Consider the following 15069-nt stretch of genomic DNA (forward strand, 5'->3'; position numbering starts at 1 on the left):
AATATTAATTAGTTAAAAAAGCTATTGTTTTTAGTATCAAACTATTAACAAATGTACTGACTTAAATTACACTGCATAAATAAGTTTACCTTTTAAGGGTAAACACGTCTAAATGGATGTTTATGCAGTACTTAATAATTATAAAAAAACAATGCAGTGCTTTATTCCCCTTCTTATTAGCACTTTTATTTTCTAACTACCTTTATGCCAGTGAAAAACAGCAGCATTCTCTTGTACATTTAAATGCAGATATTACTGTAGATGGCGTACTTGATGAGCCCCACTGGCAAAATGCCACTTTAGTTCCTATAGCATTTCAAGATGAGCCTAACGAAAAGGGCGCCCCACCGGTTAAAACTGATGCTTACATGTATGAAGATGGCAGCAACTTATATGTTGCTTTTGTAGCCGAAGATCCACAGCCGAGCGAAATAACAGCTTCTCTACGTGACAGAGATACGCTTTGGCAAGATGATACGGTTATTTTAATTATTGACACTTTTAACGACGAACGTTCAGCTTACGAATTTTATGTAAACCCATTGGGTGCGCAAGGTGATACGCGGATGAGTGACACCGATGGCTGGCAATCAGACCCGTCTTGGGATGCAATATGGGATAGCGCAGGGCAAATTACCGACCAAGGGTTTGTGGTTGAAATGCGTATACCTTTTAAAGCGCTAAGATTTCCTGAAAATAAAACAGATTTAACATGGGGCTTTGCCCTTATGCGAAATTACCAACGTGATGTACTGTATCAGCTTTCAAATATGGGATTTGACCGAGATATAAAATGCAGTTTATGTCAGTTTGATAAATTAAATGGCTTTAAAAATATAAAAGCCAGCAAAAATCTGCAACTAACGCCCACACTTACGGCGCTCAGAAATGATTCAAAAGCTACCTTGCCAGGGCAGTGGGATAATGGCGATATAAACACCGAAGCTGGCCTTGATTTACGCTGGGGGGTTACACAAGATGCGGTAATTAATGCCACTATAAACCCAGATTTTTCGCAAATAGAAAGTGATGCGTTAGCCCTTGATGTAAATACCACGTACTCAATTTATTATGCAGAAAAACGACCATTTTTTTTAGATGGCGCATCCTACTTTAAAAGCAGTTTATTTGAACTATTGTATACCCGCACTATTGCAGAGCCTGAAGTAGGGGCGAAATTAACAGGTAAAACAGGGCAACATAGCTATGCATTTATGTATGCCGATGACAATAATAGCAATATTTTATTGCCTACAAATCAAGGCTCTGGTTTTGCAATTTTAGAGGATAAAACCCATGCAGCAGCGGCGCGTTATCAATACGATATTGGCCAACAAGGAACTATAGGGCTAAGTACGACTCACCGCGAAAGCGATGATTACTATAATACGGTGCTTTCTGTCGATGGCAGCTATTGGTTTAATCAATCAGATCTACTGACCTACCAGGTAGCTACAACAGATTCTAAAAACTCTGATTTTTTAACAAGTAACTATAACTTATCTAAAACTCAATCTGATGAAGCGTACGCTATAGAGTTTACCCGTGATAAACGTGGCTACAATTTGTTTGCCAGCTACGAAAACATAGGTAAAGACTATCGCACTGACTTAGGTTATCAAGAAAAAGTAGATTATGAGAACGTAGGCTTTGGGGGCGGACAAACCTGGTATGCAGATGAATCTGGCTTATTAACGTCATGGTCTTATGAGGCTGATTGGGATAAAACATGGGCGCAAAATGGCGACCTACTTGAAGAAGAATACCAAGGGTTTATAACATTAAAAGGGCAAAAGCAGTCTATTTTTGAAATTGGCTTACTGCATCGTTATGAAAACTATAATGATGCTTTTTATAATCAAAATATTGGCTTTGTTTATACGGGCTTTAAACCTAAAAATAATATATGGCTTTCGTTTTACGGTGAGTATGGCAGCCGCATTGATTACGCCAATGAGCAAATTGGCGATTCGTATGCTACGCAAACGCAAGTTACGTGGGATATAAACGATCATTGGCAAGTAGACGCTACACATAACTACAGCGTTTTAGATAACCCTGAAGGGGAGCGAGTTTATACTGCGAACTTATTAGATTTTAGGCTTTATTATAAATTTAGCATGCGCGCTATGCTCAAGCTTATATTGCAATTTGAAGACATTGATAGAAATAAAGATGCCTACTACTACCAAGTTAGCCACATTAATAAAGACTATGGCAGCCAATTAGTTTACTCGTACAAAATTAATGCTCAAACATTATTTTATTTAGGCTACTCAGATAAAAGCTATCAAGACGATTCTCTAAAACACGTTGAAAGAGATCAACGTACATTTTTTACAAAAGTGAGCTATGCATGGCAACTTTAAATAACCATTAAAAGGATGAATATGAAAACAATAAAAATAACTATCGCAGCTGCAATGGTAGCAACCCTAGCGGGTTGTGCTGCTAAGCAAGATATAACTCGCTTTGACACTGTGAAACCAGAAGTAGTATGTATAGCTGAACATAAGGCAGTTAAAGAAGGCGTTGTCACAGCAATGGAAGAAGGGTTTGCAAAACATAACGTCAAAACACGTGTAATTGCTGCTAACTATGTATTGAAACATCAGGAGTATCAAACTGAATTACCTAATGCTGACATCGCAGGGTGTAATGCCGTTGCTTATTACGTGGCTAACTGGCATTGGGATTTAGCGTTGTACATGTCATACGCGAATATTTGGGTTACAGACGCTCAAACCAATAAAAAAATTGCGCAAGCATCTTATCGCACCGGCGGTGGTTTGGATAAGTTTATAGACGCGAAAGAAAAAATTATCGAACTAATCGATGGTATGTATTAAATACTTGTAATATTAGTTTTTTCAAACATTTTAAGCTTAAGGTTTATTTTTATTCATCACTCTCTATAATTAGTTAATTATTAAGCATTAATTTATTCTTTTTGAGTACAGTTCTAAAAATTCAATGAATAAGGACTGTGCTATGGCTTGCTTAGTACTAAAAATAGGCGATATAATCGTCATTTAGTAACGGGTTTATAGGATAAGTAATTTAGATGGATTTTGTTGATGAATAAATTTAAACCCTTAGGCGGCATTTTTTTTGTATTTATCTTGTTTTGCTTTTGTTTAAACATCGAACTAACAAACCAAATTAACCGCATTAATTTATTCAACCCTGATATAGATTTACGCCACTTTGATATTGTAGATACAACGCTCGAAATGGCGCCTTGGTATAACCCTATGCTCAATGGGCACTATTTAATACACCAGCCTTCTGCCGATTTTTTGTTAGTTAAAACTACCGACACGGAATTTATTGCTGCAAACGCAACAAAGCTTATTTTAATGACGCTAACGTCGCCAATAAACTTTATATTGGTGTGTATGGTATTGTTTGTTGGCTTTACAATTATTCGTAAAGAGCGTAAAAAAATCTCTTATCAGCATCAAATTGCACAACTGAATAACAACGCTAATCAATTGCTTGTAGCCTTTAACCTACAACCGCAACACGACAACCCGTCAGGGCTGGGTAATTTAAGCCAGTCAATAAACAATTTAAATACCCATGTTGCTAATTATTTAAAGCAAACACAAACAAGTATCTGCCAAGATAAGCTAACTTTGCTCATTGACCGCCATGCTTATATTGAGCATATAGATAGGCAAATAAATTTTACTGAAGAAGAGCAGCTTAAATGCGCCTTATTGTTTATTGACCTAGATGGGTTTAAACAGGTAAATGACTCGTTTGGCCACAGCTTTGGTGATGAAATTTTGGTACAGGTTGCTACGCGCTTAGCCAACGTATTACGCCATCATAAGTTAAGTAATATTAACGAGGCGAATCAGTTAGAGCAAAATTTATCACGTTTAGGCGGTGACGAATTTTCAATTTTTATTGAGTCGGTAGATACCGATAATAAAGTAGTCGATATTGCTAAGCACGTACTCAGTGAACTTGAAAAAGACTTTGTACTGGGTAATAAAATAATAAAAATTAGCGCCAGTATTGGTATAGCGGCGTACCCAGAGAGCGCATCAACACCACAAGCATTATTGCAATTGGCCGATGTGGCAATGTACCGTGCAAAAAGCGATGGTAAAGGCATTTTTAAAGTGTACTCCCCAGAGATGGGTAATAAAATGCGCCGCTATCACTATTTATTAGAAGAGCTGCGTTTGGCGGTTGCGTGTAAAGACTTTTACTTATCTTTTCAACCTATCGTGCATGTAGAAGATTGCATGATAGATTATTTTGAAGCGCTTACACGCTGGGATCACCCTATAGAAGGGATGATTTCACCGGCGGAGTTTATACCTATTGCCGAAGAGTCTAACCTTATTTTAGAGCTCGGCGATTGGATTATGCATGAGTCGTGTAGGCAAATGGCGGCATGGCATAATGCCGGTATGCGCAAAGTGAAAATTTCGGTTAATGTATCGGGTGTGCAACTAAAACACCGCTCAGTGTACGATTGGATAATGAAAAACCTAAAAAACACAGGGCTGCCATCGCATTCTTTAATGCTAGAAATAACAGAGTCTACGTTTATTAAAGCCAGTAAAAGTATGATTGAAGAGCTTGAGCGGCTTCGTGCAGAAGGTGTGACAATTGCTATTGACGATTTTGGTACCGGCTTTAGTTCATTAAGTACATTGGCTGATTTGCCCATTGATGTAATAAAAATAGATCGCTCGTTTATCTCTCAAGCCGATAAAAGTCCAAAGTACAATGACATCCTTAATACGATTAGCGAATTAGGTCAAAAGTTAGGACTTAAAATAGTGGCAGAGGGCGTAGAAGAAATCGAGCAGTTTGAACTTGTAAAACGCATGGGAGTAAGCTCTGTGCAAGGTTATTTGGTTAGTCGCCCTCAATCATCCATCAATGTGGGTAACAAAGTTTTGCGTAAAAATACCGCTAACTTATCTGCAGCGGGCACCAGCGCGTGGGAAATAGAAGGTTAGAGCCTGTTTATTATAGGTAATTTAATAGCTTATGTAGGGTTTTAGGCTCAGGCTATGTTATGAAATTGCCCCTACCGATAGCGATTAACTTGAGCATTCACTGGCCCAGCTATTTAGGCCACGAAATGTTAAACCCTATATTGTGCTTAATTGCCTCTAAATAAAACTAAGTTCTTTAGGACTACAGCCTTAAAATTTAGTAAAAAAATGCCACTTTTAAAAGTGGCATTTTTGTTTGTAGAATCTAACAACTACAATTTTATAAATCGAATGTGCGTGATATAGCAAGTACTATACGCTCATCAGCGTAATCGTAATCTAGGCTTGTGTCTTCAGCAGCAATCTCAATACCAAAGCCTTCGTAGCTAGTTTGGTACGCTAGGCGGTAATGTTTGTATGATTTCTTTTGGTTTACATCCCATGCCCATTTTTCGCCATCAAGCGAATTAGAAATATCAAAGCTTGCACGAATGGCATGATTCGGGGCAATTTCAAAGGTGTGGGCAATCATAGAAATAACATGGCCAGCACCTGTACCAAAGTAATCCCAGCTATACCAAAAGTTTAGCTCTGTTTGACCATACTCACTTGCATAGCCAAATTTTGTGTAGGCTTCGGCGTAGTTACCATCGCTGTTATTACCTTGGTATGTGTAATAAGCAATACCGTAATCAGCGCTAACCTTATCAGTTAATTGCACGTATTTACCTAGGTAGGCATCAAGTTCAAAATCAGTGTCATCACCAAAATCTACATTAGATGCCCATGCACCCGCATAGACACCGCTGTCGAACGCGTAATCAAGGCTTGCTTGAATTGCAGGGTCGCTATCAGTTTGAGTTACACCGTTAAAAGTATAGTCAGATGCTGCTGTAATGGTTGTTGACCAGTTAGCTGACACCGTTGTTGATAAAAGTGCGAAAGGTAGCGCTACTGCTAGTTTTTTTAGTTTGTTATTCATTGTTGATCCCTAATGTACAGTTTCTATTTTTGTGTAATCTATTTTGTTTGCTTTTGGCGAACTGTCTATATTGTTAACCGTTTTAAATTTGCTGTAGCCAATAAACGCAGCACAGCCAAAAAACAGTGCAATTACTAACGCGCCAACCCATTGAATTTGTAAAAACTCAAGCTTAAACAATAGGGTTAGTAACGAAAGGGCAACAATATTGAGTATCATATAGTTCATTTTACCTAAACGTTTAACCGTTAAGTTAAGGTTATCTGTGTATAAGCGTATTAATGAATCAAGCGAATTAATAACAAACACTATCCCAACAAATACCATGGCAAAGTTTTTAATACCCGCTGTTGAAATACCCATCTCGTGGTAGTGATAAAGTACGCTAAACCAAATTGCAATCGGAATAGATGGAAATATCAACATTGCACCTAATACTTGGTATGTTTTAAGGCCGCCTACAAAGCGAGACGTAAATTGGCCAATCATAATGCTCCACGCAAACCACCAAAATAGATAAAATTCATGGTAGTCATTAAGCGGTAAAACAAACTGATTTATATTGGCAAAGTAAGTACCAATTTCAGCAAGGTTATTGGTAAATGCCGACATTTCGCTGTCACCAACGACAAAGGCACCTGCCCACATAAAGGCAATTAATGCGATAAATAACCACGTTGTAGAAATACTTAAAAAGCGCACGTATTTAATATCTGTACTTGAGTACACAGCAAAGCAAATAGCTGCAAATACAATAAAGTAGAAGGTAGGTATAACGCTCGAACCATCGCCTAGCTCTGGTAAGTACCACGGCAAGTTAGAAAGCAGTAGGTAAGCCGTAAAGGCACATGTGCCAATAATAACCACGTTATTAATGAACTTAACCCATGAAATTTCGAAAAATTTAACTTTGGGCTCTATTACACAGAAATAAAAGCACGTAAGAAAGTAAAATCCCCAGATCAAGAATCCCCAGTAGCCAAACTCAATAGCCAGTGGGTTTGCAAACGCGTATTCTGGGCTTGCTTTTATGTCTGCATAACCTGCAAATTCGGTTAATGGAAACATGATTAGGCCAACGTCTAGGCCTGAGGTAAATAAGATTGCGATAAAGGTAAACGTTCTCACTGGTGTTACGCCTACTACGCGTACGTTACCCCATTTAAATAAAATAGTGATAACTGCAAGTAGCGTAAATATAATGCCAGCACTAAGCCATATAGTCATTATCGCCCTCCCAAAATGAATAAAAGTAACTCATAAGTTCTCCGTTTTTGTTTTATTGCTTGCATAAACACCGCGTAACCAATTTACGCCGTGAGCCACTGCAAGTTGAACGTGCCCTACATAGTGTTAGGCACGTTATGGCTTAATTAAATCTCGCTATTACGTTGCGTTGTTTGCCAATTACTGCTCATGGCAACGTCCACAGATGCTTGCGGTAACGGTGTTTTACCTAAAATTAGATCAGCTGCTTTTTCTGCAACCATAATTGTAGGGGCATTTAAGTTACCATTTGGCACCGTAGGGAAGATTGACGAGTCAACAACACGCAGCCCTTCAATACCGTGAACTTGGGTATTAGAATTAACCACGGCCATATCATCTTCGCCCATTTTGCAAGAGCAAGACGGGTGATAGGCACTTTCTACTGCTTGGCGTACAAAAGCATCTATTTCTTCGTCGGTTTGAATGTGCTTACCTGGTTGAATTTCTTCATCGCGGTAGTCATCAAATGCGCTTTGTTCAATAATGTCGCGAGTTAGGCGCACACACGCTCTAAAGCCTTCAATATCGTCTTTATGCTGCAAGTAGTTAAATAAAATTTTCGGCGGTTGCTCAGGATTAGCTGATTGAATTGTGACACTACCCCGGCTTTTAGGTTTGTTATGACCTACATGCACCTGAAAACCATGACCCGCAAATGCACTGCGCCCATCGTAGCGCATCGCTGCTGGCAAAAAGTGGTACTGAATATCTGGCCATTCAACGTCTGGTTTTGAGCGAATAAACGCACACGACTCAAAGTGGTTTGTTGCACCTAAGCCTTTTCGGGTCAGTAGCCATTTAGCGCCAATTAAGCCTTTTGAAATAAGACCTAATTTACCGTTTAAGGTAATAGGTTGTTTACACTTGTACTGAAAGTAAAACTCAAGATGATCTTGTAAGTTTTGACCTACGCCTGGTAAGTGATGCTTTACCTCAACACCGGCTTCTTCAAGTATGGCTTTATCGCCAATACCCGAAAGCTGTAAAATATGGGGTGAGCCAATTGGACCTGCACTTAATACAACGTCTTTAGTCGCATGAACCGTTTTAAGAGTGCCATTTACTGTGTACTCAATGCCTGTGGCTTTTTTGCCTTCTAAAATCACTTTTTGTGCTAAAGCACCTGTAATAACTGTTAGGTTACTGCGTGATTTTACTGGGTCTAAATACTCGCGCGAGGCCGAACTGCGCACACCGTCTTTAACAGTCATGTGCATCGGGCCAAAGCCTTCTTGCTGAGCTGCGTTGTAGTCGTCTGTGTGTGCATACCCTGCTTCTACACCTGCTTTTATAAAGGTGGTGTAAAGCGGGTTTTGCATTTCGTTACCGTTATTAACGCCAAGCGGGCCTGTGCCACCACGGTGCGCATTTTCACCTAAATAAAAGCTTTCTGCTTTTTTAAAGTAAGGTAAGCACGACTGATAATCCCAGCCGTTAGCACCGTGTTGCTGCCACTCGTCAAAATCTTTCGCGTGGCCGCGAACATATACCATGCCATTAATTGATGACGAACCGCCTAACACTTTACCGCGTGGGCAGTGCATTTCTCGGTTATCTAAATACGGCTCTGGCTGAGTGTGAAATTGCCATGCGTATTTATCTGTATTCATAGGAATAGAGAGCGCCGTTGGCATTTTTATAAATATACTTTTATCGCTACCACCGGTTTCTAGCAATAGCACTTTATTGTTTGTATCTTCAGATAAGCGATTTGCAAGTACACAACCTGCAGAACCGGCGCCAACAATAATATAGTCGTAAGTGTTACTCATAGTTGCCACCTTAAAACGGACTTTCTATGTCGGCCATGCCCACATAAATAGACTTAGTTTGCGTATAATGATCAAGCGTTTCTATGCCATTTTCACGGCCAATACCTGATTGCTTGTAACCACCGACAGGCATTTCAGCAGGTGAATTACCATAAGCATTAATCCAACAAATACCGGCTTCTAATTGGTGAATAACACGGTGTGCACGTTTAATATCGCTAGTAAATACGCCTGCAGCTAAGCCAAGGTGTGTACCATTTGCACGGGCGATAACATCGTCTTCGTCTTCAAAAACAAGCACGCTCATAACTGGGCCAAAAATTTCCTCTTTAACAATAGTCATGTCATCGTTGCAATCGGTAAATACCGTAGGTGCTACAAAGTAGCCATTAGGCGCTGATTCAGGAGAAAGAGTTGTACCGCCAGTAAGTAGCGTTGCACCTTCGGCCAAGCCACTTTCTATGTAGCTCATTACCAATTCTTGATGCTTTTTAGAAATTAATGCCCCAAAGTTAGTATCTAAATCTTGTGGGTCGCCGGCAATAATATTTTGCTCAGTACGTGTTTTAAGCTCATCAATAAATTGTTGATATACATTTTTATGAACATAAATACGGGTACAGTTAGTACAAATTTCGCCTTGCGTATAAAAGTTACCTAACATGGCAGCACTGACTGCTTGCTCAATATTGGCATCTTCAAACACTAATAAAGGTGATTTACCACCTAACTCCATTGTTACGTCTTTTAATGTACCGGCAGCGCTTGCCACTACTTTTTTACCTGTGCCTACTTCACCAGTGAACGACACTTTGTCTATTTCACTGTGAGAGGTTAACCACTGACCTACATCACCGGCACCTTGCACAACGTTAAATACGCCGGCAGGTACGCCTGCTTCAACAAAAACTTCAGCTAGTTTAATAGCACCTAAAGGGGTTTCTTCAGAAGGTTTAAAAATAAACGCATTACCTGCAGCAAGGGCAGGGCCCGATTTCCAACATGCAATTTGCAGCGGGTAGTTCCATGCACCAATACCAGCACAAATGCCTAGTGGCTCTTTGCGGGTATAGTAAAAGTCTTCGCCAACCATTTGCTGCTGGCCAACTTGCGCTGGTGCTAGGCCTGCAAAGTATTCAATTACATCTGCGCCTGTTTCTATATCAACGCAGTTAGCTTCTTGCATTGGTTTACCTGTATCAAGCACTTCAACTAAGGCAAGCTCATCATTACGCTCACGCAATAAAGCAACCGCTTTTAATAAAATACGGCTACGTTCTATTGGGCTCATTTTTGACCATTGAGCAAAGCCTTGTTTTGCACTTTCGATAGCCGCGTTTTGAATAAATTCGTCGGCAACTTCTACCGAGTAAATAACTTCATCTGTGGCTGGGTTTTTTACATCAAAAGTTTCACCACTTTGGTTTGCAAGGAAGTGGCCGTTAATAAAGTTTTGATAGACAGGTGTAGTCACGCTAGGCTCCATATTGCTTGATGAGTGAATGTACATAGCTTTTTGCTAATATTTCACTGTGTTTAAATTGGTTTTCGTCAGATTGACTTAATACTGCTCTTAACCATAGGCCATCAATCATGGCGGCGCTAAGTTCTGCAGCTTGTTTTGCTTGCTTTACGGACATTAGTTGCTTAAAAGAAAATGCTAAATTACTTTGCAAGCGATTACTGTTTACATTTTGCAGCCTGTGCAGCTCTTGATCGTGCATTGACTGCGCCCAAAAACTTAACCACGTACGCGTGGTGTCATTGCGCTGTTGAACAAGTGCAAAGTTGGCCTCAACAATAAACATCAAACGCTCAATTGCGCTGGTGGTTGGCTCAACTTTTTCAATTAATTCATTTTTTAAATTCGATAACAAATACCTAACGGTTGCCTCTATTAACCCCTGCTTGCCACCAAAGTAATGGCTAATAATGCCAGATGATAAACCCGCATTTTTACTGATGGTGTTAATGGTTGTTCCTTGCAAACCGCGCTGTGCAACTGACTCAATGGTCGCGTCAATTAGCTGCTGACGCCTGACAGGTTCCATTCCGACTTTAGGCATAATTTTTATTAATTGAACGTTCAATAAAGATAAGCTTAATGTAATAGCTCTAACAATTCAAGGCGCAAGTAAACAACCAGATACCAAGATGTAGATGGATTATTAATAAAAACGGGTTAATTTGTAGTAGTACCATATGTAGGTCTTTGTTAATAAAATCAACTATATTCAGTGGGTTACACTTTTATTTTTAAACGCTAAAAATAGTAAGGATTTGTTTACGGGGTATGAGTAATAAAAAAGATAAATATTCGTTAGAATGGTAATAGTTAGAGTACGAAGGGTATTTTAAATAAGCAAACGAAACCATTTTACATGTTTAATTAGTGTACTAATTAAAAAAATAGCAGTGTGTAATGGTTATAAGAGGAGGCGTTAAGGTTAAAAAAGGCGTGTAAATTAGGCGCTATTAATAACGCCTTTAAATAATAGCGGGTAGCGTCTAAGGCGATTACCTATGTAATCATCGGCTAAGATTTGTTGGCATATAAAATTAACATCGTTACTGGCCTCAAACACCCAGTCAAAGCGTTCAATAGCCAGCAAAAAACCGCGTTTAAGGTGAGTCTGTTCGCGGTATTCATTTAGGTTTCGACGGATTATCTCCAGCTTTTCTGGGTGCGCTTGCAGCTCAGTAATTACCTGGTTTATAAACGAGGTGGTTTGCTTGTTTGTGGTGCGTTTACGAATGCGTCTTGGCTGCATTATTCCTCATTAGCAATGTTGTATAGTTTTTTTAAAAAGTCGTCTTTATGTTTGTCATGCTCATAATCTAGGTGATAAGCATTATGAAACCCAAAGCGCAATAATACGCCGCTACCTTCTAAGTAAATAGTGTAGCCGTCAATGTCAGAGTAAGCCGTAACACCTTGATAATGTTTACCAATATCATTTTGTTTACCGCGCTGCTGAATACGTTCGTACACAGAGAGGATCTGCTTGTTATCGAGTTCGTTTTTCATCATTAACCCTTTATTGTTTAAAGCTATTACGTTTTATATATGAGGGTCGATCACCGTAAAAACAATGGCTAAAAAGCGCTAAAATAATCTTGCTATTAACTGGTTTTACCTTATGCTCAAGCCTCATTTTTTGTTGAGCTTACACCATGATAGACAAGGCTTTACTCCTTAAAACTCGCGAACTGTCAGAGCAATTAATTGCTTTACAAACACCCATTAGAATACTCGATGCCATTAACTGGGATAAACAAATCAAAGAGGCGTTTTTTAGGCAAAAGTGCCAAAAAAATCCGCTAATCGATAGCGCCTATTACCAGCAACGAGATTTAGGATTTGTCCCCAGCGAATTACGCCAAGCGTTTTCTAACTTGCACCGCAATATTATTAACCAGCTAGGTCAGCTAAATCCTATTTCTCAATACATGGGTAAAATGTGTAGTGAGTATAAAACGGTGCTCAATATGCTTGAGTATAGAGGAACGCCTGAGTTTCATGATTTGTCGGTAGAGCTTTTTGGTCACCCAAAAGATTTATTTCATGCGGGTGAACCTTCACTGTTCGAACTTGCCAATATGCTAGAAAAACCACTGCAAAACTTATTAATAGCTGATATTTTGCCTGATGATCCTAAAAATATTAACGCAAGTGATGCCGTGCGTATTCTGTCTGGGCAAGTAAATAGCAGTATGGCGGGTATTAATGTAGAGGTTATGCTCAGCGATGGGATTGTCAGTGATGCTGCTGCAGGTGCAAATAACATTAAGCTAAATCAAGATGTTAAATTCTCACAGCGTGAGCTCGATATTTTAGAAGTGCACGAAGGGTGGATACACGTAGGTACAACGCAAAACGGGCTAGCTCAGCCTTATTTAACCTGTTTAAGTAAAGGGACGCCAAGCTCAACAGTGACTCAAGAAGGCTTAGCTGTTTTAACCGAAATAATTACCCTTAAATCAACACCTAGGCGTTTATCAAAGTTAGTAAATCGTATTCAAGCAGTTACTAAAGTGATTGATGGTGCAGAGTTTGTTGATATATACCGTGACTACTTAGCGCAAGGGCTTTCAAAAGATGAAAGCTATACGTTAGCACAACGTGTATTTAGAGGCAGCACGGCAACAGGCTTACCTTTTACTAAGGATATTGCTTACATTAAAGGATTTGTGCTGGTATATAACTTAATTCGTGTTGCTATACAGCTTGGGCGCATTGATCAGCTGCCATTATTGTTGGTCGGAAAAATATCGATTGATGATTTTAGACTTATATCGCAATTACATAGTTTAGGTGTAATAGAAAGCCCAAAGTTTGTACCACCACATTTTAAAGATTTACGAGGTTTAGCAACGTGGCTAAGCTTTGGCAAATTTATAGGTGACTTATCGTTTGAACAGTTAGAAAACGACTATAAACCATTATTTTTGTAATAAGTAGCGCAGGTTGCTTTTATTAGAGCCTGCTCTGTTGAGCAAAAAGGTAAACAAGCCCCAGTTATTTAACGCAATAAAAAAACGCAGTTGGAATGAGCAACTGCGTTGAAATGTATAGGTACAAGCCAGCGTACCTATAGCGAGGAACTTATTTTCTTAACCTGTTAATACTTGGCTGTGCATTTGCTCGTTTAATACAACGACCTCAGCACGTTTAAAAAAGTTAAAGTCGGTTGCTGTAGCAAGTGTGTAGGCACCCATCATACGGCTAATAATTAAATCGCCATTGTTTAGTTTTGGTAGCATAATTGAATCACTTATTACATCTATACTGTCGCATGTTGGGCCTGCAAGTACCGACTCAAAACGCTCGCCATCTTGTTTTGCACTATCGATAGGGTAGGCTGCTTCATCAAACATTAAACCGCTAAAAGAGCCATAAACGCCATCATCTAAGTAGTACCATGTTTTACCTTCGCGCGTGGCTTGCCCCATTATAGAGGCAACACTGGTTACACTACTTGCTACAATAAAACGGCCAGGTTCAGCAATAATTTGCATTGTTTCTGGTAATTGTGCCAACGCGATATTAATAGGCGCACAAAATACATCAATTGGTAGCACATCTGCGCTGTATGGCACAGGAAACCCACCACCAATATCGAGTGTACTAAGAGCTGGTAAGCCTAACTCAGCCACCTGTTTAACCACTTTTGCAGATGCATTTATCGCTTCAACGTATTTAGTTGGGTTAGGTGATTGCGAGCCAACATGAAACGATAACCCTTTAATACGAATACCAAGTTGCTGGGCAAGGCTAATAATGTCGATTGCCGCCTCTGGGCTGCAGCCAAACTTTTTAGATAAATCAGCAAATGCATCTTTATTACGAAAGCTTAAACGCACTAAAATTTCGGCTTGATCTTTATAGGCAATAAATTTTTCAAGCTCGTTAATGTTATCCACCACAAACACTGTACAGCCGTAGGCAAGTGCGTCGCGAATGTCACTGTCGCGCTTTATTGGGTGCGTGTGAATCGTACGCTCGCTTGGTACGCCTTGGCTTGCTACTAAGTCAACTTCGCCACTGGTTGCTAAATCAAAGCTTGCGCCTTCATCTAACAAAGTGCGCACAACAGCAGCATGCGGTAAAGGCTTTAAAGCAAAATGTAACACAACGCCAGGCAGTGCATGTTTAAGTGCACGGTATTGACGACGTATAGCGTCGCAGTCAAGCACCATTAGAGGTGCGCCAAATTGTGAAGCAAGTTGTTCAATGTGGGCAATACTCGGTTGCGCGTAATCAATTGCTTGATTTGCAGCAACCGCTGCTGCAGGTACTTTAGTTACGGTGTCTTGTTGTTGTGTTGATAAAGCCATTTTATTTTCCGAGTCAATTAAGCAACTGCTCGGGTATGGTGTATCCACGAGTCAGTTGAGTGAGATCAATAGTGCAAACGCACAGTCAAATTCACTCTTGGATAGTTGCTCTATCGCCTTGCTACAAACGGGGTTTGTAATGTACTCGGATTGGCTATCATCAAGAAGCGGCGAGATAATAATGTAGGTTTTTATACAGCGCAATAAAAATTTTAAATAAATTCAAAATAATTTATTTGTTATT

Annotated in this window: 12 protein-coding genes; 4 read left to right on the forward strand and 8 right to left on the reverse strand. The window is 39.6% G+C overall.

Features of this window, described 5'->3' with window-relative positions; genetic code table 11:
* Positions 1 to 122: 122 nt before the first annotated feature.
* The 3 genes from AN390_RS09235 (at position 123) to AN390_RS09245 (ending at position 4985) form a co-directional block, all read left to right on the forward strand.
* Positions 123 to 2369 (forward strand): carbohydrate binding family 9 domain-containing protein, encoded by a 2247-nt coding sequence (locus AN390_RS09235; RefSeq protein ID WP_055254393.1) that lies wholly within the window; start codon positions 123 to 125, stop codon positions 2367 to 2369.
* Between the two features lie 21 nt (positions 2370 to 2390).
* Positions 2391 to 2849: an Sbal_3080 family lipoprotein gene (locus AN390_RS09240; RefSeq protein ID WP_004586456.1), complete on the forward strand. Its 459-nt coding sequence runs from the start codon at positions 2391 to 2393 to the stop codon at positions 2847 to 2849.
* 228 nt (positions 2850 to 3077) lie between these two features.
* Positions 3078 to 4985 carry a bifunctional diguanylate cyclase/phosphodiesterase gene (locus AN390_RS09245; RefSeq protein WP_055254055.1) on the forward strand — a complete coding sequence of 636 codons (1908 nt, stop codon included), beginning with the start codon at positions 3078 to 3080 and terminating at the stop codon, positions 4983 to 4985.
* Positions 4986 to 5244: 259 nt separating this feature from the next.
* Here the strand turns inward: AN390_RS09245 and AN390_RS09250 are convergent, their stop codons facing one another.
* From AN390_RS09250 to AN390_RS09280, 7 genes are all read right to left on the reverse strand, one after another.
* Complete coding sequence (locus tag AN390_RS09250) at positions 5245 to 5946, reverse strand: TorF family putative porin (protein WP_055254057.1); 702 nt, start codon at positions 5944 to 5946, stop codon at positions 5245 to 5247.
* A 9-nt stretch (positions 5947 to 5955) separates the two neighbouring features.
* A complete protein-coding gene (locus AN390_RS09255; RefSeq protein WP_004586453.1) occupies positions 5956 to 7173 on the reverse strand; it encodes a BCCT family transporter in 1218 nt (405 codons plus the stop codon).
* 146 nt (positions 7174 to 7319) lie between these two features.
* Positions 7320 to 8987, reverse strand: coding sequence for a choline dehydrogenase (betA, locus tag AN390_RS09260; protein WP_055254059.1), 1668 nt, complete (start codon positions 8985 to 8987; stop codon positions 7320 to 7322).
* Between the two features lie 10 nt (positions 8988 to 8997).
* A complete protein-coding gene (betB, locus tag AN390_RS09265; RefSeq protein ID WP_055254395.1) occupies positions 8998 to 10461 on the reverse strand; it encodes a betaine-aldehyde dehydrogenase in 1464 nt (487 codons plus the stop codon).
* Position 10462: 1 nt separating this feature from the next.
* Positions 10463 to 11038, reverse strand: a complete 576-nt coding sequence (gene betI / locus AN390_RS09270; RefSeq protein ID WP_055254062.1) for a transcriptional regulator BetI — start codon at positions 11036 to 11038, stop codon at positions 10463 to 10465.
* 414 nt (positions 11039 to 11452) lie between these two features.
* Positions 11453 to 11758, reverse strand: coding sequence for a hypothetical protein (locus AN390_RS09275; protein WP_024031789.1), 306 nt, complete (start codon positions 11756 to 11758; stop codon positions 11453 to 11455).
* On the reverse strand, positions 11758 to 12015 hold the full coding sequence (locus AN390_RS09280; RefSeq protein WP_024031788.1) for a DUF3081 domain-containing protein: 258 nt from the start codon (positions 12013 to 12015) through the stop codon (positions 11758 to 11760). The genes AN390_RS09275 and AN390_RS09280 overlap by 1 nt, the downstream gene beginning before the upstream one ends.
* 146 nt (positions 12016 to 12161) lie before the next feature.
* Here AN390_RS09280 and AN390_RS09285 point away from each other — a divergent pair, with 146 nt between their 5' ends.
* On the forward strand, positions 12162 to 13442 hold the full coding sequence (locus tag AN390_RS09285; protein WP_055254064.1) for a flavohemoglobin expression-modulating QEGLA motif protein: 1281 nt from the start codon (positions 12162 to 12164) through the stop codon (positions 13440 to 13442).
* A 159-nt stretch (positions 13443 to 13601) separates the two neighbouring features.
* Here AN390_RS09285 and AN390_RS09290 read toward each other — a convergent pair whose 3' ends face one another.
* On the reverse strand, positions 13602 to 14825 hold the full coding sequence (locus tag AN390_RS09290; RefSeq protein ID WP_095206750.1) for a type III PLP-dependent enzyme: 1224 nt from the start codon (positions 14823 to 14825) through the stop codon (positions 13602 to 13604).
* Positions 14826 to 15069 lie beyond the last annotated feature (244 nt).

This window comes from Pseudoalteromonas sp. P1-11 (assembly GCF_001399995.1).
Lineage (GTDB): Bacteria > Pseudomonadota > Gammaproteobacteria > Enterobacterales > Alteromonadaceae > Pseudoalteromonas > Pseudoalteromonas atlantica.